A 21015-nucleotide genomic window follows, 5' to 3' on the forward strand; every position below is an offset into this window, starting at 1 on the left:
TTTTTCACCGCTTTCGACCGAGAGGATCGAATCGTTAATAAGGCTAAAACTCACTGCCTTACCAACTCCTTCTGGCTTCGATGAACTGAAGCGTAACCGCTGCCGAAAACTGCGTAACTCGTTGAATCTCAAGGAGTTTTCCGTTTCGACTGCGCCGGAAGTGGGGCGAATTATAGACGTGTAGAATCTGCCGTCAACACTTAAATTGAATTTTCTATGAATAAGATCAAAAGCCCCTGAAACAGGAGCTTTCGCAAGGCTATATATAGGTGCGATCGACAACCTCGTCATCTACCCGCACACCACCCGCCCCTAGAAGGTCTCGCGCTACGGCAGCATTCTTCACCAGGCCTACCTTATTAAGGACAGCAGCAATCGGCATGTCTCCAGCAACAGTCCACTCAATCTCTGGCAAATCAACATCACAGCTAGAGCCTCTTGAATCACAGCATAAACGTCTAGATCAGCAATACTGGACAGCTTCGCTCATCCAACGCCCGCTAAGCACAGCCCTTTGGCGTAAGCAAAAAACGCCTTCTATATAGTAGAGAGGCATTGCGAACTTATAGAAACACCAAATTTCCCGACACCGGGTCCGACAACGTCGAATTTTGCTTGATCACCTCGGCATAAAAACACTGAATGCCCCAGGGTTCTGGCATAGCCTCATAAAGAAGCAGGTACTACACCCATCAGCGTAGCCAGAAACGCCCTTCAATCGCTTGAGTGATGACATCGACCTGCAGCCCTACCGTGCTTCGACAGATGCAGGACAGCCAGGTAGAAAGCCACGAACAATCGCCGCTCAACACCCACAGCAGTGCAAGAGGGAGTTCAGCAGGATGCTGAAAGTATTGCTTATCTGTAGTCAGAACCGCCTGCGTAGCCCCACCGCCGAACAGGTCTTCGCCGATTGGCCGGGGATCGAAACGGCTTCCGCCGGGCTCAACCACGACGCCGAAGTGCCGCTTGGCCCGGAGCTGCTGACGTGGGCACAACTGATTCTGGTCATGGAGGCCCGCCACCGCAGCAAGCTATCCAAACGCTTCAAGCAGTACCTGGGACAGAAAAAATCATCTGCCTGAACATTCCCGACGACTACGAATTCATGGACCCCGCGCTGGTCCAATTGCTCGGTCAGCGAGCTCCACAATTCCTGCCATCAGCACCGCCCTCAAGCTCGAGCCCCGATCTGCATGTCACTAACACTCAATGACACTCCCGCCCTACGCGTTGAACTGGACATTCTCGGCTATCAGTTTCCCGACAGCCGTGAACGCTGGGACGCTAACTGGCTGCGCATCCAAGGGCGGATCGAACACCCCCAAGGCGCCTGGAGCTTTGAAGATGCCTGCCTGACCGCTTTCGAGTAGGACATACTGGCTCTCTGGCTCGAGGCCTTGACCACCGCCCAAGGCCCATGCAAGCCCTGCTGGTTCACCGAGCCGTGCCTGGAGTTTCACTTTCACCCAGGCCCCCATGCGCAGATCGAGATCCTGTTTGCCCATGAAGCCGCACCGCACTGGCTTGACCCGGCGCAGAAGGCCGATGGTTTCAAGGTCGGCCTGCCCCTGGCGAACAATCCGCTACAGGCTCTGCTGGTAATGGTCGATGCCCTGCGGCAACGCTTTCCAGTGCGCTGAAAGCGCTTTAGTTGCGATGCTGCAGCGCGTCGACCAGGGCCGGCGAAGCGTTGTACAACGGCAGCGTCCCCTGCAACAGAATCTGCGCACTGCGCCGGTAAGCCGCGCCCTCGATCAGCATCTGCGCCCCATCAAGACGCGCAGTGATCAAAGTCTCGAGCACCCCGGCCGGGTTCTCGATGGACACCGCATACTCACCCAAAGACGCACTCAACTGCGGCCCCTGGGCCAATAGCTGATGGGCCACCGTGCCTTCAGCCAGGCACGCCGCTGCCAAGCAGCAGCCACCGGACACCGCCAGGGACGGATGGGCATTCTGCGGAGTGAAATACCGGGTAGACAGCGGCCCCTCCCCCTGGGCCGGGCTAACGATGCAGATCTTCGGAATGGTTTCACTGCACCGCAGCTCATCGGCACTCATCAGGCGGCCATCGCGGTTGCGCAGTTGCATGCGCAAGCCGCCCTTGACCATCTGCTCCAGCAACCGGGCCTTGAACTGCGGGTCGGCATCCAACTGCGCCGGGGTCTCCTGGCCACTTTTGCCCAGGTCACTGGCCTTGACGATGACCATCGGCACCGCCACATCGATGCAGGTAGCAGCGACGCCGTCGAGCAGGTCGAGTCGTTGCCCAGTGGGAAACAAGGCCCCGGTCTTGGCCCCAACCGGGTCGTCGAGAAACAGGTCGACCCCGGGAAACATGCCATTGACCCCAGGAATCTGCGTGTCACTGAGCAGGCGCCCATCGGCGAACCCAAGTCGGGCGTACATCGTGGTCTGGGTGTTGCTGTTGTAGATCTCGATCTGGCTATCGCGCTCGCCCGGTAGCAGCCAGCCCCGCTGCAACGCATACAACGGCAAGGCCGCCGACATGTTGCCGCAGTTGACACTCCAGTCGATGGCACTCTTGCCCGCCGCCATCTGCGCCAAGGTGCTGGTCATTCGAGACTCGCCGGGGCGGCGCTCGACGATAAATACCTTGTTGCTAGTCGGCACGCCTCTGCCCAGGCCCGTGATCTGGGTGTTGCCCGGCCACTCACCGTGCAAAGGCACGCCCATCAGGTGACGCAGCAACTCTTCCACCAGGGCTTCATCCCGGGGCAGCGCTTCCTTGGCCAGGATCAGGCCGGTGGAAGTGCCGCCACGGGCGTGGCACACCGGGAACTAGGGGATGGCAACAGGGATGACGCAACGGGCTTGAGGCTCTGACATGTCGGGCGCGTCCGTAATCGCAGGAGAGAAGGTCGCGTCGCCTGCCGATCAAGGGACAGCGGCGGTACATGATACCTGCTCCAAGGTGGCGGCATGCCTGGTCATTTTCCGTGGACTACGGGGTTATTTGTTATTACTTGGTTTCGTTAAATTGAATCAGCCTTGAGTTAATAGCCGATGGCAATAGAACACAACTAATCTGCCACCCGTCTTAATTCCACCCTTTTCACCAAGATCAATTTGACTAAAAAACCTCAAGAGCTAGATTTCACCCGCAGCCTGTTGAAAGTTGATTCAACACAACAGCACCAAGGCAAGGACGGCTGCGATGAGAAAAAGCACTTAAATCATACAACATCCACTCGATGCTGTAGTTGGCCAAGAACGCCATAGTGTCTCTCGCAGTATCAAGGAGCTATAAATGTCCAACATCTGGAACATCCTGGTTGCTATCGATGCACAAAGCATTCTCGACTATAACGGCAAGAGCTTGAGCGGCAAGCCATTCAATATCAGTCAAAACTCGGCCGCGCCCACCCAGCTCTACAATTTCTTTGTCAACGGCATTCGCCTGGACCAACAAGTCATCCACATGATCAGCAATGCCGATATTGTCGGCGCCAGCCAGGGCACAGCTGAGCTGTCCATCAACGTCCAGTCCGGCGACGTGATTCGCTGGCGCTCCACCAGCCTGTCCAAAGGGCTAGATAAGGCGGTACTGCTGTATCAGTACTCACAAACAGACGGTCCCGGTTCCATTGGCCCCAACTCTGATGGCCCGGCACCTTCCGATGTATACAACTCGCCCTTGCCACTGATTAATACAAAAAATCATGCCGGCACGCCACAAAAACAAAGCGTGGAGAACTTTTATTGGCAAGGTAACGCAGAAAGACCTGGAAAAATCAGATACTCCTGGGCTTTCATGATCGTTGACAGCAGTAACAAAGTTCTTGGCTACTGCTCTTGGGACCCGTACATCTACGTCAATTAAGCAATAACACCCTCTTGCGACAAAGTTCGCAAGAGGGTTCTTCATGTATTATGCCCAGTACCACGATCTCTGACATAACATTGTCACTCGCGCTTAATCATTACTCTCAACTGCGACGGGCCAATACCAACACTGACGCCGCGATAGACAGCAACACCGCGCAGCAACGATTGAACAACCGCTTGCCACCCGGCTCCGCGAACCAGCGCCGCATGTGCAGGCCCATACCGGCATAAGCACTGATGGCGATCCACTCCAGCACCAGGAACAGCGCCCCCAGCAGCAAGAACTGCGGGGCTACCGGCGTTGCAGGATCAACGAACTGGGGCAGGAACGCGGTGAAGATCAACACCGCTTTCGGGTTGCCGATGGCCACCAGGAATTCCTGCCGGCTCAAGGCGAACAGACCGGACAACCGCGTCTTTTTCTCGCTTTCGACCTGGGTGTCCGCCGTCCATAACTGATAGGCCAGGTACAGCAAATAGGCCACCCCGAGGATCTTGATTCCGTAGAACAGCAACTCCGAGGCTTGCAGCACCACCGCGAGCCCGGCTGCGGCCAGGGCAATCATCAGCGAAAACGCTAGCAGACGCCCAACTCCGGCCAGGCATGACGTGCGAAAGCCATAGGTGGTGGCGTTGCGTACCGAGAGCAGGTTATTGGGACCAGGCGCCATGTTCAGTGCGAAACAGGCAGGGAGAAATAATGCCAGAGTGGCAAGGTTCATGAAGGCTCCAAGTACCGAGGGTCGTTGTTGTTCTCAAGAGTCAAAAAATAAATAGTCGTGAGGCGCAACGCAACCTGTAGCTTGATCCTCGACCACTGCATCCTTGATCCAGCCCCCCCTTGAACCACTCGCAACGGCAGCCAGCGATCCTGAATGCCCCGACCATTACCAGGATCGAAGCCAGGCGCAGGATGTACTGACAGCGCATCAGCCCCCTTGATGGCGCTCGATGGCAGCGAACAGCTTCAAGCGCCCACGGTGCAGCAGCACTCGCACGTTGGTCAGGGAAATCTGCAGTTGCTCGGCGATCGCCTCCAGCTCCAGGCCCTGACGCTCACGCAGCAACAACACCCGGCTTTGCAGCCCCGGCATGGCACTCAATACTTGCTCCATGCAATCACGCAACTGTTCTTCATCCAGCAGCGCTTCCGGGCTGTCCTCATGCCATTCCACGGGCGCCGATGCCCAGCTGCCATCCGTCGCCGAGAAGCGCTCAGGGCCAAGACTGCCAGGGGGCGCCGGCAGCGTGCTGTGCCCCAGATCGCGACGATTCTGTACATAACGGCTCTTGGCCGCATTGGCGGTGATGGTCAGCATCCAGGTCTTGAGGCTGGAACGACACTGGAAGCCACCGAGATTGCGCACGATGGCCAACCAGGCTTCCTGCAGCACGTCATCGACGTGCCGTTGGCCGACGATGGCAAACGCCACCGAACGCATGGCACCCGAATGCCGCCTGACCAGTTCGCGATAGGCCTGCTGCTCGCCGGCCAGCAGGCGCGGCAACAACTGTGGGTCGTCCTGGGTTACTACGGGGTTTGCTGGCTGCAGTGCTTGCATGTCCCTGGCTCTCCCTGATGAGGAAGCTTGCCCCTTCACCGGAAGGGTAAGGACCATACGGACCTACCGGGAAAACGGATGCGGTCGACTGCATATTTTTCTCTGACAGCTTCTGCGGGGTCGCTATGATGGTTCCCCATGAACCCTAGCACTCCAATCCGCCTACCCTGCCCGCCCGGCGCCTGTATTTGCCAGCGCGAGCAGTTGCTGGACACCCCCGGAGCCGACCTGCGCATCCTCAACCTCACGCGCCAGGAGGAAAAACGCCTGCTCGAACGCCTGGAAAACCTCAAGGACCTGGCGGACCTGGAACACATGCAACGGCGGATGTACCAGCAACTGGGCATCCGCGTAGAAATCACCCCCAGCGACAACGAAGTGCGCAGCATGCGCGGCATCGCCATCGCCCTGGCCGAGCACCCCGGTCTGTGCCGCAAGACCCGCCAATCGATCCCGGCGGCGATCCGCCGAGCCATGGAAAATCGCCCGGAAATTGCCTATCGCCTGCTGGATGCCCAGGACTTGCTCAGGGATGCTTGAGCGCTGCACGCGCTTATCTGCAAACCGCAAGCAAAGGGGTTCGAATGCCGTGAGATGGCCGAGACATCTGGATAATCGGATCTGGAAAAAAACCTTCAAGCCTCATTCTGCGCGGCACTTTTTTCATCCCGTGGCTTGATCAGCGGGACAGGCCTCATCCAGGAATAGCGACATGCAGAATCAGCCACTGAACGACGCCGAGTTCGACGTCATCGAAAACACCCTGCTGCAGTACGGTGACGATCACTTGGTACTCAATCACTCCGAACTCGATGGCTACCTTGCCGCCCTGGTGTCGAGCCCGGCGCAGGTGGATATCGCCGAGTGGTTCCCAGCCATCTGGGGCGGGCAAAACCCGGAGTGGCAAAGCCCCGAGGAATGCCGTCAGTTCATCGACCTCTGTGTGCGCCATATCAATACCCTGGCACAACAGCTGAGCGCCGACCCCAGCGCTTTCCATGCCCGTTTCGAGCAGACCGAGCATCAGCAACAGATGCTGACCCTGGCTGAGGAATGGTGTTTCGGCTACCTGCGCGGGGTGGCCGTGGGCAACTGGGCGCCGATGCCGGCGCCACAAGCCGCTCTGCTGCAGGCAATCATCGACTGTGCCGAACAGGACAACTTCGAACTACCCGCCGACCTGGACCTGGATCAGCATCGCCAGCAGGTGGCCGCGATCGAGCCCGCGGCCCGGGCCCTGCATCAATACTGGCTGGAGCAGCGCTAAGGCCCCGGGCCTCAAAAGCCAAACCCCGCCGATGAAAAAACGCCGCTTGCCCTCCCAGGGACAAGCGGCGCTTCAACTGCATCCATCCCGCTGCAACAACCCCTACAGCAGACGGCGTTGCACCGCTTCATCCAGGGTGCTGCGGGCCAGCTCCCGGACCACGTCGCGGGTGTCCTGCTGGAAGGGAATCGCCACGATCAGCAACAGTTGCATCCAGGTGCGTACCGACTCGCTCTTGCGAATCCGCCCCAGTTCCTTGCCGTCCTTGTCCTTGAACACGGTTTCCAGGGTGAAGGTGTTCTTCGCCGTGGACGGGATGATGAAGAAGGTGGCGCCGGTGATGATGGCCGAGGCCATGCTGAACTGTTCGTTGTTGTACAGGGTGGCTTCGGCGTACAGATCCGATTCGACCTTGTCGGTGCTGACCCGGGACAGGCGCCCGGACTGGCGGTAGGTCTCGGCCACCACCGCTTCCCAGGCGGCGGCCGGAGCGCCGGCAGCGGCATTGGCCGGGCCGCCATTGACCTGATTCATCGCCGTGGTGCGTACGAAGGCCGTGGGTTTGTGTTGTTCCGCCTGGGCGGTGGGTGGCCAGGCCGTGACCGGCGCCAGTTCCTTTTGCGAGTACGACACGCAGCCGCTCAGCAGCACTGCGGCGAGTACCAGTGTGTGTTTGATGAAACCCAGCATGTGACGCTCCTTGATCCTAGTGTTGCGCCAACCGGGCGGTGGCGGTGTCGAGCAATTTGCCGACCAGCTCGTTGAGTTGCTTGGCGCCCTGGGTCGGGGCCCAGTATTCGCGCCCATACAGACCGACATTGCGCTCGAACTTCAGCTGCTCCCTGGCACTGGCCAGTTCCTTGCCGTCGCGGTCGACGATCGACAGATCACCGGCCAGGTCGAAGCTGTCGACGTAGATCGGGCCGTTGACCCAGATCCACAGGGTCAGGGTCAGCAAGGCCCCCGGCACGTAGCCCGGGTGCGGCCCGCGGTGGCCCTTGAGGGAGGTCATGTTGAACTTCAGCACCACGTCGTTCTCCCCCAGGCGGGTGGGGAATTCGCTGAGCTGCTGGAAGTAGCCGGCGCTCTTCACGTAGGGCGTCAACTGGGCGGTCAGGGAGCGGCCGATGGCGGTGCGGTTGGCTTCGTCAATGCCCGGGGCGGACACCTGCACATCGGCGATTTGCGCGGTGCGCGGGCTGCTGACAGGCGCTGAATGCAGCGGCGCGCCCAGGGGGCCGGTGACGTTGTAGGAGACACAGCCGGTCATCGCCAGCGTGGCGACAAGGGCGGTGGCCCTGAGGAGGGTTCTGAACACGGAATATCCTTATTGACGGACGGACAGCACCAAGGTCTCGACCCCGAAGGCCATAACTTTAGGAACACCGCGCATTCAGTTGGGCGCCACAGGCCCGCTCCCGGGCGTTATTGATAGTCCTCTTCAAAGGCCTCGAGCAGATTGAACAGGTGCTCGTCGGACATCGAGAACATGTCGATCTCTACGGGCGCCACACCGGTCCACTCCAGCTCGGGGTCGGTCTCCACAATCAGCAGCGGCACCTGGGCTTCATTGCAGAAGGCGAGGATGTCGCGCAGTTCCTGCTCACGCTCCACATGGTCGTTGTGAAACAGCCTGGCGCTGTAGAAGAAGCCTTCGGCGCCACGGCGCAGATAGCCCTGGGCAACACTCAGGGACAGGCCCAGGCGCTGATGGAGAAACTTCACCAGTGCCAGGCTGTTGGTGGGAGTCGCTGTGGCGATGCTGATCCGGGACATGGCAGGTTCCTTGAAAAAACGACGGGTAATGACCGCGCGGTTACTCGGGGCGCCACAGTTCGAGCCCTTGCACATGACGTTCGATGTCATCCATGTCGTCCTCCCCCAGGGTGCTGTCGAAGGGTTCGCTGAGAATCCTGCGCACCAGGGCCAGACGCTGGGTGACCTGCTGGTTATCGATGAAATCGGTGGTGGCGCGCTGGTAGTCGGCCACGGGTTTGTCCATGTAATAGGCGCCCATCTTGTGCAGCGAGATCAGGACGAACTCCAACTCCGCCAGGGCTTGCAGTACCTGCTCGCCTGACAGCGTGATGCGGCTGCAGGTGAATTATGAGAACGGGATTATTGATCAGTTGCTGACGCCTCAACCGACCCGGCAGCTGGAGTTTCTGCACTCGAGGTTTCCGCCGGGGATGTACAGCAAGGAGAGCCATAGCCATGAGGGCGAGGAAGCCGGGTATGTGCTGTCGGGGAGTTTTGAGCTGTGGGTGGGCGAACGGCATTTTCAGTTGAGTGAGGGGGATAGCTTTAGCTTCTCCAGCCAGGAGCTGCATAAATATGGGAATCCTGGGGAGGAGGATGCGCTGGTGTTGTGGGTGATCACGCCGCCGACGTTTTAAGGGGCGTGGAAAGGTTGGAGTCAACACCACAGCTTTCGACTAAAAGCAGACTTCATCAGCCTGCGACTTCAAAGTGAATGTGGCGCTTCTTTCCAAGACTGACAGGCCACCGTGATTGGGTTGCTTCTAATAGCTCGTCACTTGACTTAAGTGTTTCCCCATTTAGCACCGTTCAAGGACTTTGGATAAGTCGCTCAGGGGAGGTTTCGAAGTTCAGTGTTTATAACGCTTGAGGAATTACTCACACGATGACCATTTACTCTGAACCTCCGCGTGATCGGAATAGGATGTCGTCTTGCTGAGCTGGAGTGCCACCGACTCCAGCAAATCATCAGCTTAAGCACAAGCAGCTGAATCAGTTCAGTTGCACAAGACGGGATGCCAGGCCGTATACGAATGGGCGTCCGGCTCACAGGATAACTGTTTAAAAATGCACAGGAAAAATTACTAATCAATACAGTTCTTGCTCTACCGAAACCAGATACTGCGCGGGCTTAAAGCCCTAGCAGACTATCCAAAGGGCAACTTCATTTTGGTAGGAAAGGAATCGTGTACATGCTTGTCTCTCGCGCTCTAATTTGCATCAGTTTGTCCACTGCTTTACTTGGGCTGGCAGGTTGTGCGCCTACACCTATTGTGGGTCCCACTGCCAACACCGTACGCATCACCCATAACGAGCCAGGCCCAGAATGCCAATTCTTGGGGGATGTCACGGGTAGTCAAGGCAACTTTCTGCTGGGCAGTATCACCGGGAACGCCGACCTAGAGACCGGAGCCCGTAATGACCTGAAAAACAAAGCAGCTGCGATGGGCGGCAATCGGGTTTATCTGCTCACTCAACGAGCTGGCCAAACCGGTTCGGACAACCGATTGGAGCAAACCAACGTCACCCTCTCAGGAAATGTTTATCGCTGCCCTTAAGTGTCCGGCGAAGTCACCTTCGCTATTCCAGCCATAAAGGCGAAGGCCTCAGGCAGGCGTGCTTGCCGGACGCTCAGGGCAACTCCAGCCAGGAACCGCATAAGTATGGGAATTCTGGGGAGGAGGATGCGCTGGTGTTGTAGGTGATCACGCCGCCGACGTTTTGAGGGAGGTAATTCTGAGTGGTAGCGCCCTGCACCGCTCTTTCGTTTAGTGACAACTAGCTGTCACAGGCTGGGAAGTAGAACTGCTGCCGCAACCACTCGCTGAACTGGACCTCGGTCAGCGGAGCGGGTTGCTCGCCCATTTCATTCCAGGTGCGGTTAATCATGTGCTCCCAATCTCGGGCGACTTCCATGAGTGGCGCTGCTGCTCCCCAGAAGTGTCCGGCCTCCAGCGTTGCCCTGACTCGACCGTTTAGCTCCGCGAGGGTGGCGGTGTTTGCCAGATAGCGCCGCCCGGCTTCTAGCAATTTTCTGAACTCGATGATTTCAACGGTCATGTCTGGTCCCTTAAACAGAGCGTTTGGATAAGCAGCCTTTAGATTGATGCGGAGGATATCTGCTCCTCTGTTGTCACTTCACCCGGGGCGAGCGTAGTCGTATGCAGTACCAGCGTCTGCTTGCGGCCAATAACAGTCACTCAGCTTCCCCCAGGACGGTCGTTCCTAAGTTTTATAAATCTGAATTGAGCTGCGCAACGATGTCTTATCGATTTAAACACGCCTCCGTACTCAAAGTATACGTAAAGGCATGTGTGTAAACTTAGAAAAATCAACTTCCAGCTCATTTGTAAATGGTTCTTCGTACACCCTTGCATCGAAACCGGAGAATGTAAATCCATTTTTCTTTAAGGTACCAAATACCCGGCAGGTCGCAGAAATGAAGACAGGTATAATATTAATATAGATCTGTCCAATTGGATATTTTTCAGATTTTGCATACTTTTTTATTTCCAAGAAACTAAGCTCGGAATCCATTGCATCTAGAAGTGACGCCCGCTTCGCAACTCCCATTTTTTTCTCTAGATAGGGAGAGCTCAGACTATCATCTAGCCGAAGATAAAAGTCTTCGAGTTTGTAGAAGTACCTCATCTTAGAGGGAGCCCCTAGCACAGGGTAGTCAACTAAAAGAAATTCTGCCCCAAGATAATTTTTATACTTTTCATCTAGCGCCACTTCATGATTCCAGCTATTGAAAAGCAAGTGATCACGATGATGGATCGCATTACGCATGAGTATTAAAGATGCTGTATCTGCGCTGGAAAAATAGTCGACTTGATTTTTTGATACATCGTACAAGCTATGAAAAGCCTCAAGCTTTGACTCAAAGGCGCGGTCTAAATTATCAATTGCCTCTTCTTTGTCTATATATTTAAGTCTCTGGAAGTCACAGTGCGCCTCACCATAAATTCTCATCGAGTTTGCGAGTTTTCTTACTGCGAGCTGCAAAATTTCCACGACAGAATCCTTAAAAATAAATATTCCACTCGACAACTTAACTCTTAACTTCACACCTAATCTATCAATCAGTCGAGCTTCGCAGCCTTCGGAAAGGGAGTGCGCATTAGCTCGGCACGAAAAATTTGATGTTGATTTTTCATCCCATGTATTTTCGTCGATCCTCAGCCATGGCTTCCACCGCCCTAAGCTTAACCTCATTCAACCTCTAGCACTGGCGATTTCTAGCCCATTCCCGCCCGCCGCGACACGTCTAGATCGTCCAATGGCGGTGGCTAAACAGCGTATATTAAACCAAAGAGGGTTCATAAATCATCAGAGCCAAAAATCGCTACTCATTGGCCCGAACATTGAGAGATCAATAGATATCAAAAATGACTTCCGAAATACTCTCGGACAATCCATATTCAAGTAGAATAGGAGTTAAACTCAGCGAGTAATCGTAGTTCCGGAAAAGGAAATTACCACAAGCTGTGGAGTTACACAAACGGATCTTAGCGCTTAGTAGTGATTGTATAATTCAATGGAGTGATAGAAATAAACGCAAAAGGTGAAAAGTTTAAGGCTGTAGCTTAGACTCTGATAAAACTCTATATGTAGGATGTGAAAAATGTCGCGAATGGGTGAGTTTTTACTCTCGGTTTGCCAAGAGAGAGATGAGGTCTTGGTGTTGATCGAAGAAAGAATAGATATTGATCATGAAATATTTTTCGGTTATGGATCTAATGCGCCACCCTCCGAGGAGTTCGACGCTTGTTACCCACACGCAAAAGGATATGCTCTTCTCTTGGTAGGGCTTAATAACGCAATGGAAGTGGCTTACGCGAATGTAAACCAACGGCACAGACGGCTCGCATACGCAATGGCCTACTCGCACTCGGTGACTCTTCTCGAAGTATTCCTTGCTGAGTCTCTAATATCGCTCGTGCGGCGACATAGTTCATTTATCGATGGACTTGCTAAATATTATGACGGCTTTGTACCGAAGATGACTTTGAGTCAGGCCTTGAGCCTGTCAAATTATGCAGAGGGGAAAATAATCGAGTTATTGCGGAATGATGTATTTCATAACCCCGAGAAGATAAAAAAAATATTCAGCTCTATGTTTAACGAAAGGGAAGGCGAGTTAAATATTTCCGATATACTACCAATTATCGAGCAGCGCCACGATATCGTTCATCGGAATGGCGTCAATCTATCCGGCGAATCCGTTATTATTGAGCTAGAGATACTCGAGGTGGCGGTGAAAGAAATCACTCAGTTTGCTGGAGAACTCAAGCGCAGGATGACTCACGGCGTAAATAGAGAACTTCAAAAGCGGTTAACTTGATATTACATATTGAAAGCTGACTAAAGGTTGTTTTGCTATTACAATATTTAATCACTCAATCACCATCTTTCGAATCTTCGAAACTTTCTTCGTTGCTCGCCGACTCATTCAAAATTAATTTTGAGCTACTAACTTTAACTTTGGACGGGGTGTATTTTTTTAAGTCAGTATCTGCACCGACCAAGCCGGTTCGCGTGTAGATTCTAATCGCTCGATCGATTCGTTTATCACTAATGGGTAACTGCTGTCTGTACTTGTACAACTCAAGATCGATACCCCAAAATTCCTTGTGCATCATTTCGTGAACCCGAAGGATTTTAGTGTTTGCGATACTGTGATATAAACCCGTGTCCGCCAATAACTCTCGGAGACTATATTCATCGTTAAACGTCAGCGCGATTAAAAAAAAGTACGAGGTCTCTGTATGATTTAGCTGCGCCTTAAGAAGATCAAAATATGGTTGCCCATCAAGGTGGGCGGGTAGCGCGCGAACTGTATGCTTCAAAAGCATTTTGAACGTTTCAACCAAGCGCTTTTGTCTTTCCAACTCAACTCTAAGTATTTTAAAATTTCGAAAATAAAAATAATCAATTAACTCTTGATTTTCAGTTGAGAGATTGTTTTTGTCGTGCTTGATACGTAGCGAATGAGGGATATTGTTAACGCCTTGCTCCCGTAATACACGGTACGCCCTATCTATGGAACCTCTTAATACGTTTCGACCGGTGAGTTCGCGATTTTTGTTAGTGACCTCTCCTAAGGTTTTTGAATAGAGGGAAAGTAATCTATAAAACAATTCCTCATAGTGCTGCGTCTCGTCGAACTTCCTTCGAGCACTCACTTCTTTTTCTTGAAGGGTAATTTGTTTCTGTTGATAGAGGAGGGTAATTATTACGCCACCGAAACCCAAGCCCGAGAATAAGGAGTTCAGAACGCCAAAACTATCACCAAACTGGCCGCGCTGTTCAAAATTATTTCCTTTGACAGGAATGTAGCCTAAATAAAAAGCGACAAAAGCTATAAGTACTAGCAGCATTGGCAATGCCCACCAGAGCTTCCTTACGTATCCGCTGAGTACTCGAAGTGCTCTCATTGGATTCAGCGTCGATCTGCCTGCTTGCAGACGCCTATACAGATTCACCAATTCACCAAGCCTCACTGCAATTTTGCATTGTATGGCACTATGGCATCTGATGTGCAATAGTTCAATTCGTGCCTCCTTAAAAACCGATTTCGTTAGCTTCGGTGATAAATCAGCTACCAACAAAGAGCTAAATTACCTCTGATTTCGAAGCTTCCCGACTGCTTAGTTCGCCTCGGACTGACCGACCGCTTCTGGCCGGAAGGTGCCGCTCTCAAACGTCCGCTTTTGGCCGATAGCTGTCCCTCAAATCATAAAGACGCCACTTATCAACCAGCGGTAAGCGGCGTTTATATCTACCTAGTACGGTGTGGCCCTAACTCAGAATCCCACCCTCTCTTTCCCTCAACCCCAACCCAACATCATCAATCACCGCCTTCCCCATCTCCGCCAAAAAGTACGCCGCCCACGCATACCGCTCCCCCTGCTCTTCCATAGCCGCATCCAGCGCTAACTTCTTTGCGTAGTACAACAAGGTCGAAGCCTGCTCCAGCGCCTGCTGCAAAGGCACATCCGCATTGACGCGAAACAACGTTAGTTCAGGATCGGCACATTGGCCAAAGGTGACAAAACCCTGGGTTTTGATGGGGGTTGACTGGCTCATCGGGCACCTCCCGCCAGGGTCTGGCAGCAGAGGCTTTTGAGCGGAGGAAGGTGAATGGAACGGCAGAAAATTATGGACAGATTACCGGCAGACATGATTGAAACTCCCTGATCAACAATGTGCCTGCATCTGATCGGGTTCTCAGGCCCGGTCGCTGATTTTGCAGCGACCGCAGCAGACTAGGCGGCTGTTCGCGCTGGGGCAATGGCTAAACCGTCGCCGGTTATGTCCAGGGCTTTTTCCCACAGGTATGCTCGACGGGTTATTGCAGATAAGGATATCCAGCCCCTATGACCGCCCGCCAACAACTCCACCGCAATGGCTATGCCCTGCTGCGCCAGGCCATCCCGCTCGACTGGCTGACGGACCTGCGCGCCACCTTCGATGCCGGGGTAAAGCCGTCGGACCAATGGCCCGTGCCCCGTGGCTGGGACTGGCGCCATTCGCAGTTGGATACGGATGCACAGGTGCAGGCCCTATGCCGCCTGCCCCAGGTGCTGGCGGTGGTGGGCGAGTTGATCGCCGAGCGTTTCTTTCTCGCCCAAGTGGAGGGGCGCGAGCCGCTGGCCGGGGGCGGCCATCAGCAGTTGCACCGGGATTTTTCGGCGCAGCGGCCAGGGGATGTGGTGAACGCTATCGCCTATTTCGATGACTACGGCCCAGAGAACGGTGCGACGCGCCTTGTTCCCGGCAGTCATCGCCCGGGGGGGCAGGAAGGGGCGTTCGACTTCGCCGACGAATCCCGCACGGTGCAGCTTTCTGGTGCGGCGGGGGACATTCTGCTGTTCGATGCCGATCTGGTGCATGGGGCCAGTCTGAACCCCAGCGGTGCGCGCCGGCGTTCGCTGCTGATCGCCTACTTTGCCGAGCCGCTGTACGCCAGCCATCAGCAAACCGCGAGCCTGCGCAACATTCAGATGGACACCCGCGAGCGCTTCGATCCCAAGGATTTTGCCCTCGTGGGCTGAGGGCCCGCCCCCTGTCTTATGAACTCTGGATGATCAGGGCCCCGGCCATCAGGTCTTCGTCATCAATGCCTTGCTTCAATAGCAGATAGCCGGTTCCGCCGACCAAAATGCCCTTGTGCCCTGGAGCGGCCCTGTTCAGCCGGGAGTTGTTGATCTGCAGCACATAGTTCAAGCCTGGGCGTGTCTCTTGATCCTGAATCCAGGCGGGTATTCCGGCGATCTTGGCCAGGCCGTTTTCGTCGCTGTCCTGCCGCGGATTTTCAACCACTTCGATTCGCCGCGCCGGGGTGATGGGCTGTCCGTAACCATCCACCTGTCGCGCCGCGGGTCTGTAGGCCAGCACCTTGCCGCCCTCTTGCATGGCCTGGTCGATGTAGGTATCGCTGACGCTTGAGTAAGGCGTAAACAGCGAAACCACCAGCTCGTCATTCAATTGCATGCCGGCAAGGTATCGATTGATAACGCTGGCCGGCAGACTGGCAAGGTGCAGCAAGGGGGCGCCCGTCGAGTCAGTGGGCCAAGGGATGGACTCAGGCAGGTAGGGGTTGCCGCCGAGGTAGGCGGAGTCCTGGTCGGGCTCTTCGGGCAAAAACACCAGTTCGTTAAACAGGATCTGTTCCTCTCAGGTGTGCCGTTGCCCAGGTGGTTGCGTGGGCGCTGGGGCTGCTCAGTCCGCAAGGCGGCTGGCCAAACGTTGCAGGGCCTGTTCTGCCGTCAGTTCCACCGGGTCGTTGTGCGGGCTGATGGCCTTGAGATGAATTGCACTGCCCTGCTCTATCCATAGGCGCACGGCGCCCTCGCTGCTCTCGAAATAATCCGTTGTGCGGTCAACCGACATGTTCATTCACCTTGTGCGTAGGCCGTGGCCAGTTCCAGCAGACGGGTGAAGCTGGCAATCGCAAAGTAGTAATCATCCAGGGTGTCGCCATCCCATTCTTCGACCGCCTCCCTGGCAGCGGTGAGGGAAGCGATTCGGGTTTTGATCTCGGCAATTTCCGCCGCGCCGCATTGTCTGGAGATGAGTTCCCAGCCGATCGGCGAGATGCTTTGCTGGATGCAAAGTCCTTCACGGGCTTGTTCAATCAGCGCTGTCAGTTGGCTCATGGGAATTGTCCTTAAGAGGCTGGGGGGTTACCGGCTACCTTGCCGGGCAAGCGCAGGCGTTGTGCCTTGGCGCCCAGGCGGCGGATGGTAACCCACTGGCTGCGGGCCCTGCGCGGGTTGTGTGTACAGGGATTTGGACCCCGTGCACTGTTCAGGGTACTTGGCAGAGCAGCACCGGTCCGCTTCAATGAGCCCCCGTTTACATATTCAGGAGCTTGAAGGATGCAGCTTTATTACCGCTGGACAGCCGCATGGGTCATGGCGTGGGTACTGGGAGCTGGGCTGGCGCAAGCCGAGGAACGGCCACAGGTGGCGGACAAGATCCTGGCCTACACCGGGCCACACGGGGTGAAGGTCTGGACTCTGCGCATCGGTGAGCGCAGCGCCAATCAGGCGCTGGTGCAGGTGGAAGACGCCGACCACGACTGGAACATGCGCATTCAGAAAATGAGCGTGGAGCAAACCTCGCGTGACACCCGTTACTTCACTCAGGTGGACGGGCAGAAGTTCGTGGTGCTGCTGCTTCAGGAAGGCTATGGCGAGTTGCATCTGCCGGGTGAGGCCAAGCCGCTGAAGGTGGGTTATGACAGCAACCTGTCCAGCTATGGCGATGCCCAGGCGTTCCTCAATGAGTACCTCAAGACCAAGTAAGCGCTTGGCAGGCGCTACATGGCCCGCCCTGATTGCCGCCAGTCGTGCTCGAAACGCCTCGACCGCGCTGGCAAAAACGCCTCCCTAGGGAGGCGTTATCGTTTTACCCGGTCTGAAGTTGCCTTGAAGCAGATCAAGCGACTAGGGACCATCACCTGCCGCTGCCTTTCAGTGAGCTACCCTGCGCGGCATTAGGTCCGTTTGAAAAACAACATGGCGTCAACGAACCGCTGAGCCTTCTGCTGCGTGTCGACCTGCGAACTGTTCAGCACTCCACCTGCCTGGTTCCTGGTCTGCACGACCCAACGACCACGCTTTGAGTAGAGCGTGACGCTACCAATCGAGTTGAAATAAATACGGGTTTGCACCGCTTTGGAGGAAGTCTTGGAGCTGCCGGCTGCTATGGCTCCTACACCGATAGGCGTTGCACTTGCAAAGCCGCTAGTGGCGGAAATAGTTCCGCTGCCATAACCGATGTATTCGTCGGTGAAGAACACTTGTTCGGGTCTGGTTTTCAGCGGTTGTTCCATCAGAACCTGTTCGATGATCGACTCCGCCTGGCTCTGTGTAATAGGCAATGCCTTGTACTCAACAATCTTTGCTACACACCCTGTAAGTAACAGCAGCGCTGCAATGACAATGGCTTTCATCCCTAACTCCCTGAATTGATACAGGGCATTTTGCCATAGCGCATCCTGCACCGCGCGAGTTCGCAGTAGCTTTTGCCTGCCACTAAACCTCCCGCTTGGGGTTGAGAGGATCGAGGGCATCGCCAGAATTTGTCACAGACAGACGCAGCCCTCGACCTGAATACTCAAGTCGAAGGCCGCCAGTTGCTAAACGTTAAGCCCCCTGCCCTCAGCGCAGATCGAACCGATCCAGGTTCATCACCTTGTCCCAGGCCGCGACAAAGTCGCGCACGAACTTCTCGCCCGCGTCCGCCGCGGCATACACCTCGGCCAGGGCCCGCAACTGGGAGTTGGAGCCCAGCAGCAGGTCAACCCGAGTGCCGCTCCACTTGTACTGCCCGCTGACGCGGTCGCTGCCTTCGAACTGTTCGCGGGCCTCGGACAGGGCTTTCCATTCGGTACCCATGTCCAGCAGGTTGACGAAGAAGTCGTTGCTCAGGGTTTGCGGCCGGGTGGTGAACACGCCGTGGGGCGATTGCCCGACGTTGGCCCCCAGCACCCGCAAGCCGCCCAGCAGTACGGTGAGTTGCGGGGCGGTCAGGGTCAGCAGTTGCGCTCGGTCCACCAGCAGGGCCTCGGCGGTGACGCCGCTGACCGGCTTGAGGTAGTTGCGAAAGCCATCGGCCACGGGTTCGAGCACGGCGAAGGATTCGACATCGGTCTGTTCCTGGCTGGCGTCCATGCGCCCTGGGGCGAACGGCACCGTGATGCTGTAGCCGGCATTTTTTGCCGCCAGCTCCATCGCCGCGCAGCCGCCGAGGACGATCAGATCCGCCAGGGATACGCGCTTGCCGTTGCTCTGAGCATTGTTGAAGGCCCCCTGGATGGCTTCCAGGCTGCGCAGCACCTGGGCCAGTTGCACCGGCTGGTTGACCTCCCAGTCTTTCTGCGGCGCCAGGCGAATACGCGCTCCGTTGGCGCCGCCGCGCTTGTCCGAGCCGCGAAAGGTCGAGGCCGAGGCCCAGGCGGTGGATACCAGTTGCGCCACGGACAGCCCGGACAAAAGGATCTGCTCCTTAAGCGCCTGGATGTCCTGGGCGTCGATCAGCGGGTGGTTCACCGCGGGAATCGGGTCTTGCCAGATCAGTTCCTCGGCCGGCACTTCCGGGCCCAGGTAGCGGGCCCGGGGGCCCATGTCGCGGTGGGTGAGTTTGAACCAGGCGCGGGAGAAGGCTTCGGCCAGTTGCTCGGGGTGCTCATGGAAGCGCCGGGAGATCGCCTCGTAGGCCGGGTCGAAACGCAGCGACAGGTCGGTGGTGAGCATCGACGGCGTGCGGCGTTTATTCGGATCGTGGGGGTCGGGCACGCTGTCGGCCCCGGCGCCGCCCTTGGGTTGCCATTGGTGGGCGCCGGCGGGGCTGGTGGTCAACTCCCATTCGAAGCCGAACAGGTGGTCGAAGAAGTCGTTGCTCCAGTGGGTCGGGGTGGTGGTCCAGATCACTTCCAGGCCGCTGGTGATGGCGTCACCGCCGACGCCCGTGCCGAAGCTGCTGTGCCAGCCCAGGCCTTGCTGTTCGAGGCCGGCGGCTTCCGGTTCTGGCCCGACGTGGCTCGCCGGGCCGGCGCCGTGGCTCTTGCCGAAGGTGTGACCGCCGGCGATCAGGGCCACGGTTTCTTCGTCGTCCATGGCCATGCGGGCGAAGGTTTCGCGGATGTCCCGGGCCGCCGCCAGGGGGTCGGGGTTGCCGTTGGGGCCTTCCGGGTTGACGTAGATCAGGCCCATCTGCACCGCCCCCAGGGGGTTCTCCAGCTCCCGATCGCCGCTGTAGCGGCTGTCGCCGAGCCAGGTGGTTTCGCTGCCCCAGTAGACGCTGTCTTCCGGTTCCCAGACGTCCTGGCGGCCACCGGCAAAGCCGAAGGTCTTGAAGCCCATGGATTCCAAGGCGACGTTGCCGGTGAGGATGATCAGGTCGGCCCAGGAGAGCTTGCGCCCGTATTTCTGCTTGATCGGCCAGATCAGCCGCCGCGCCTTGTCCAGGCTGACGTTGTCCGGCCAGCTGTTGAGCGGGGCGAAACGCTGCTGGCCGCCGCCGGCGCCACCACGGCCATCGGCGATGCGGTAAGTGCCGGCGCTGTGCCAGGCCATGCGGATGAACAGCGGGCCGTAGTGGCCGAAGTCCGCCGGCCACCAGGGTTGGGAATCGGTCATCAGCGCCAGCAGGTCGCGCTTCACTGCGGCCAGGTCCAGGCTGTTGAATTCGGCGGCGTAGTCGAAACCCTCGGCCATGGGGTCGGACAGGTGCGAGTGCTGGTGGAGGATCTTCAGGTTCAGTTGGCCGGGCCACCAGTCACGGTTGCTGGTGCCTTCGCCGGCGCTGTGTTTGAACGGACACTTGGCTTGGTTGGACATGATTCACTCCTTCGGGCGCGGCTACCTGGTCGCTCGATGTCGGCCCGAGGCTGGACGTCCGTATGAAAAGCGTAGTGAAGGGCAAGCGAAGGTAAAAATAGCTTCGCTGCATGACCTCGGCATAAAAAAACCATGACCGTTGCAGGGTTTCTTGAATCAGGGCGCGCTGGCCGCGCCCCAACGCCTCAACCCTGGGCGTCGAAGCCCGGGTGGAAGCTGACCTCGCCCGTCGGGTATGGCCCATGGAACGCCAGGGCCTGGAAGTACTCGGGCGGGACTCCGGGCAGCAGCGGGCCCTGCCCGGCCTGGAAGCCAAAGCGCGAGTAGTAGCCGGGGTCGCCCAGCACCACGCAGCCGGCCGCACCCAGGGCTTGCAGTTGAGCCAGCAGTTGGCGGACCAGTTGCGCGCCAATGCCCTGGCCCTGGCGCGCCGGCGTCACCGACACCGGGGCCAGCCCGTACCAGCCGGGTTCGCCGCTGCTCAAGGTCACCGGCGAGATCGCGGCATGGCCCACCACCTGCCCTTCGTCTTCGGCCACCAGGGACAGGGTCAGGGCGCCGGCACTGCGCAGGGCGTTAACGATGTACTGCTCGGTGTGGCTGGAATGCGCGGCGTCAAGAAAGGCTTCGCGGGTGACCTGTTCGATGGCAGGGATGTCGTCGGCTCGTTCGGCTCTGAGAATAACGCTCATAAAGGTCGGGGTACTCCATTCAATAAAAG

25 protein-coding genes and 4 pseudogenes are annotated in these 21015 nt (G+C 56.8%); 11 read left to right on the forward strand and 18 right to left on the reverse strand.

Annotated features, from left to right (window positions below):
• Positions 1 to 184 (forward strand): hypothetical protein (locus GV818_RS34220; RefSeq protein ID WP_218586300.1); only part of this gene is annotated, 184 nt, incomplete at its 5' end.
• A 78-nt stretch (positions 185 to 262) separates the two neighbouring features.
• Here GV818_RS34220 and GV818_RS09755 read toward each other — a convergent pair.
• A pseudogene (locus tag GV818_RS09755) lies at positions 263 to 418 on the reverse strand (tyrosine--tRNA ligase); the annotation flags it as partial.
• Positions 419 to 842: 424 nt separating this feature from the next.
• On the opposite strand from GV818_RS09755, the pseudogene GV818_RS09760 reads away from it, so the two are divergent.
• Both GV818_RS09760 and GV818_RS35295 read left to right on the forward strand, forming a co-directional pair.
• Positions 843 to 1216 (forward strand): annotated as a pseudogene (locus tag GV818_RS09760) (low molecular weight protein tyrosine phosphatase family protein).
• Positions 1197 to 1643: pseudogene (locus GV818_RS35295) on the forward strand (WapI family immunity protein). The pseudogenes GV818_RS09760 and GV818_RS35295 overlap by 20 nt, the downstream one beginning before the upstream one ends.
• A 7-nt stretch (positions 1644 to 1650) precedes the next feature.
• Here GV818_RS35295 and GV818_RS09770 read toward each other — a convergent pair.
• Positions 1651 to 2799: a PrpF domain-containing protein gene (locus GV818_RS09770; protein ID WP_161776434.1), complete on the reverse strand. Its 1149-nt coding sequence runs from the start codon at positions 2797 to 2799 to the stop codon at positions 1651 to 1653.
• A gap of 475 nt (positions 2800 to 3274) precedes the next feature.
• On the opposite strand from GV818_RS09770, the gene GV818_RS09775 reads away from it, so the two are divergent.
• The gene (locus GV818_RS09775; RefSeq protein WP_161759664.1) at positions 3275 to 3847 is read left to right on the forward strand and encodes an AidA/PixA family protein; all 573 of its coding nucleotides are present in this window, start codon (positions 3275 to 3277) and stop codon (positions 3845 to 3847) included.
• Between the two features lie 106 nt (positions 3848 to 3953).
• Here the strand turns inward: GV818_RS09775 and GV818_RS09780 are convergent, their stop codons facing one another.
• Both GV818_RS09780 and GV818_RS09785 read right to left on the reverse strand, forming a co-directional pair.
• Entirely contained in the window at positions 3954 to 4574 is a 621-nt protein-coding gene (locus GV818_RS09780) for a LysE family translocator (protein ID WP_161776435.1), read from the reverse strand.
• Between the two features lie 207 nt (positions 4575 to 4781).
• Positions 4782 to 5414 (reverse strand): RNA polymerase sigma factor, encoded by a 633-nt coding sequence (locus tag GV818_RS09785; protein ID WP_161776436.1) that lies wholly within the window; start codon positions 5412 to 5414, stop codon positions 4782 to 4784.
• Between the two features lie 138 nt (positions 5415 to 5552).
• Between GV818_RS09785 and GV818_RS09790 the strand changes: the two genes are divergently transcribed.
• Together GV818_RS09790 and GV818_RS09795 are read left to right on the forward strand one after the other, a co-directional pair.
• Positions 5553 to 5954 (forward strand): hypothetical protein, encoded by a 402-nt coding sequence (locus GV818_RS09790; RefSeq protein WP_161759661.1) that lies wholly within the window; start codon positions 5553 to 5555, stop codon positions 5952 to 5954.
• Between the two features lie 172 nt (positions 5955 to 6126).
• Positions 6127 to 6681: a UPF0149 family protein gene (locus GV818_RS09795; protein WP_161776437.1), complete on the forward strand. Its 555-nt coding sequence runs from the start codon at positions 6127 to 6129 to the stop codon at positions 6679 to 6681.
• A gap of 102 nt (positions 6682 to 6783) precedes the next feature.
• Here the strand turns inward: GV818_RS09795 and GV818_RS09800 are convergent, their stop codons facing one another.
• From GV818_RS09800 to GV818_RS09815, 4 genes are all read right to left on the reverse strand, one after another.
• Entirely contained in the window at positions 6784 to 7371 is a 588-nt protein-coding gene (locus GV818_RS09800) for a hypothetical protein (RefSeq protein WP_161776438.1), read from the reverse strand.
• A 16-nt stretch (positions 7372 to 7387) separates the two neighbouring features.
• Positions 7388 to 7999 (reverse strand): hypothetical protein, encoded by a 612-nt coding sequence (locus GV818_RS09805; protein ID WP_161759658.1) that lies wholly within the window; start codon positions 7997 to 7999, stop codon positions 7388 to 7390.
• A 107-nt stretch (positions 8000 to 8106) separates the two neighbouring features.
• Positions 8107 to 8457: a hypothetical protein gene (locus GV818_RS09810; RefSeq protein WP_161776439.1), complete on the reverse strand. Its 351-nt coding sequence runs from the start codon at positions 8455 to 8457 to the stop codon at positions 8107 to 8109.
• A 40-nt stretch (positions 8458 to 8497) separates the two neighbouring features.
• Complete coding sequence (locus GV818_RS09815; RefSeq protein ID WP_256679448.1) at positions 8498 to 8728, reverse strand: hypothetical protein; 231 nt, start codon at positions 8726 to 8728, stop codon at positions 8498 to 8500.
• Between the two features lie 43 nt (positions 8729 to 8771).
• Here GV818_RS09815 and GV818_RS09820 point away from each other — a divergent pair.
• Both GV818_RS09820 and GV818_RS34995 read left to right on the forward strand, forming a co-directional pair.
• A pseudogene (locus GV818_RS09820) lies at positions 8772 to 9077 on the forward strand (cupin domain-containing protein); the annotation flags it as partial.
• A 555-nt stretch (positions 9078 to 9632) separates the two neighbouring features.
• On the forward strand, positions 9633 to 9998 hold the full coding sequence (locus tag GV818_RS34995) for a DUF4156 domain-containing protein (RefSeq protein WP_161776440.1): 366 nt from the start codon (positions 9633 to 9635) through the stop codon (positions 9996 to 9998).
• Between the two features lie 220 nt (positions 9999 to 10218).
• On the opposite strand, the gene GV818_RS09830 is transcribed toward GV818_RS34995, so the two are convergent.
• The gene (locus GV818_RS09830) at positions 10219 to 10500 is read right to left on the reverse strand and encodes a hypothetical protein (protein ID WP_161776441.1); all 282 of its coding nucleotides are present in this window, start codon (positions 10498 to 10500) and stop codon (positions 10219 to 10221) included.
• Between the two features lie 231 nt (positions 10501 to 10731).
• Positions 10732 to 11457 carry a hypothetical protein gene (locus GV818_RS09835; protein WP_161776442.1) on the reverse strand — a complete coding sequence of 242 codons (726 nt, stop codon included), beginning with the start codon at positions 11455 to 11457 and terminating at the stop codon, positions 10732 to 10734.
• A 610-nt stretch (positions 11458 to 12067) separates the two neighbouring features.
• On the opposite strand from GV818_RS09835, the gene GV818_RS09840 reads away from it, so the two are divergent.
• Entirely contained in the window at positions 12068 to 12787 is a 720-nt protein-coding gene (locus tag GV818_RS09840; RefSeq protein WP_161776443.1) for a hypothetical protein, read from the forward strand.
• Positions 12788 to 12842: 55 nt separating this feature from the next.
• On the opposite strand, the gene GV818_RS09845 is transcribed toward GV818_RS09840, so the two are convergent.
• Positions 12843 to 13823 (reverse strand): hypothetical protein, encoded by a 981-nt coding sequence (locus GV818_RS09845; protein WP_161776444.1) that lies wholly within the window; start codon positions 13821 to 13823, stop codon positions 12843 to 12845.
• A 421-nt stretch (positions 13824 to 14244) separates the two neighbouring features.
• Entirely contained in the window at positions 14245 to 14532 is a 288-nt protein-coding gene (locus tag GV818_RS09850) for a DUF3077 domain-containing protein (RefSeq protein ID WP_161776445.1), read from the reverse strand.
• A 290-nt stretch (positions 14533 to 14822) separates the two neighbouring features.
• On the opposite strand from GV818_RS09850, the gene GV818_RS09855 reads away from it, so the two are divergent.
• Positions 14823 to 15500, forward strand: coding sequence for a phytanoyl-CoA dioxygenase family protein (locus GV818_RS09855; RefSeq protein WP_161776446.1), 678 nt, complete (start codon positions 14823 to 14825; stop codon positions 15498 to 15500).
• A 16-nt stretch (positions 15501 to 15516) separates the two neighbouring features.
• Here the strand turns inward: GV818_RS09855 and GV818_RS09860 are convergent, their stop codons facing one another.
• From GV818_RS09860 to GV818_RS09865, 3 genes are all read right to left on the reverse strand, one after another.
• Positions 15517 to 16089, reverse strand: coding sequence for a DUF1963 domain-containing protein (locus GV818_RS09860; protein WP_218586301.1), 573 nt, complete (start codon positions 16087 to 16089; stop codon positions 15517 to 15519).
• A gap of 78 nt (positions 16090 to 16167) precedes the next feature.
• Positions 16168 to 16338 carry a hypothetical protein gene (locus GV818_RS34105; protein ID WP_178124840.1) on the reverse strand — a complete coding sequence of 57 codons (171 nt, stop codon included), beginning with the start codon at positions 16336 to 16338 and terminating at the stop codon, positions 16168 to 16170.
• 2 nt (positions 16339 to 16340) lie between these two features.
• Positions 16341 to 16604: a hypothetical protein gene (locus tag GV818_RS09865; RefSeq protein ID WP_161759649.1), complete on the reverse strand. Its 264-nt coding sequence runs from the start codon at positions 16602 to 16604 to the stop codon at positions 16341 to 16343.
• 222 nt (positions 16605 to 16826) lie between these two features.
• Between GV818_RS09865 and GV818_RS09870 the strand changes: the two genes are divergently transcribed.
• Positions 16827 to 17255 (forward strand): hypothetical protein, encoded by a 429-nt coding sequence (locus GV818_RS09870; protein ID WP_161776447.1) that lies wholly within the window; start codon positions 16827 to 16829, stop codon positions 17253 to 17255.
• 191 nt (positions 17256 to 17446) lie between these two features.
• On the opposite strand, the gene GV818_RS09875 is transcribed toward GV818_RS09870, so the two are convergent.
• The 3 genes from GV818_RS09875 to GV818_RS09885 all read right to left on the reverse strand — a co-directional run bounded on the left by GV818_RS09875 (position 17447) and on the right by GV818_RS09885 (position 20986).
• Positions 17447 to 17905, reverse strand: a complete 459-nt coding sequence (locus GV818_RS09875; protein WP_161776448.1) for a hypothetical protein — start codon at positions 17903 to 17905, stop codon at positions 17447 to 17449.
• A gap of 208 nt (positions 17906 to 18113) precedes the next feature.
• Positions 18114 to 20294, reverse strand: coding sequence for a catalase/peroxidase HPI (gene katG, locus GV818_RS09880; protein ID WP_161776449.1), 2181 nt, complete (start codon positions 20292 to 20294; stop codon positions 18114 to 18116).
• A gap of 185 nt (positions 20295 to 20479) precedes the next feature.
• On the reverse strand, positions 20480 to 20986 hold the full coding sequence (locus GV818_RS09885; RefSeq protein WP_161776450.1) for a GNAT family N-acetyltransferase: 507 nt from the start codon (positions 20984 to 20986) through the stop codon (positions 20480 to 20482).
• Positions 20987 to 21015: the final 29 nt, after the last annotated feature.

The organism is Pseudomonas sp. Fl4BN1 (assembly GCF_009908285.1).
GTDB lineage: Bacteria > Pseudomonadota > Gammaproteobacteria > Pseudomonadales > Pseudomonadaceae > Aquipseudomonas.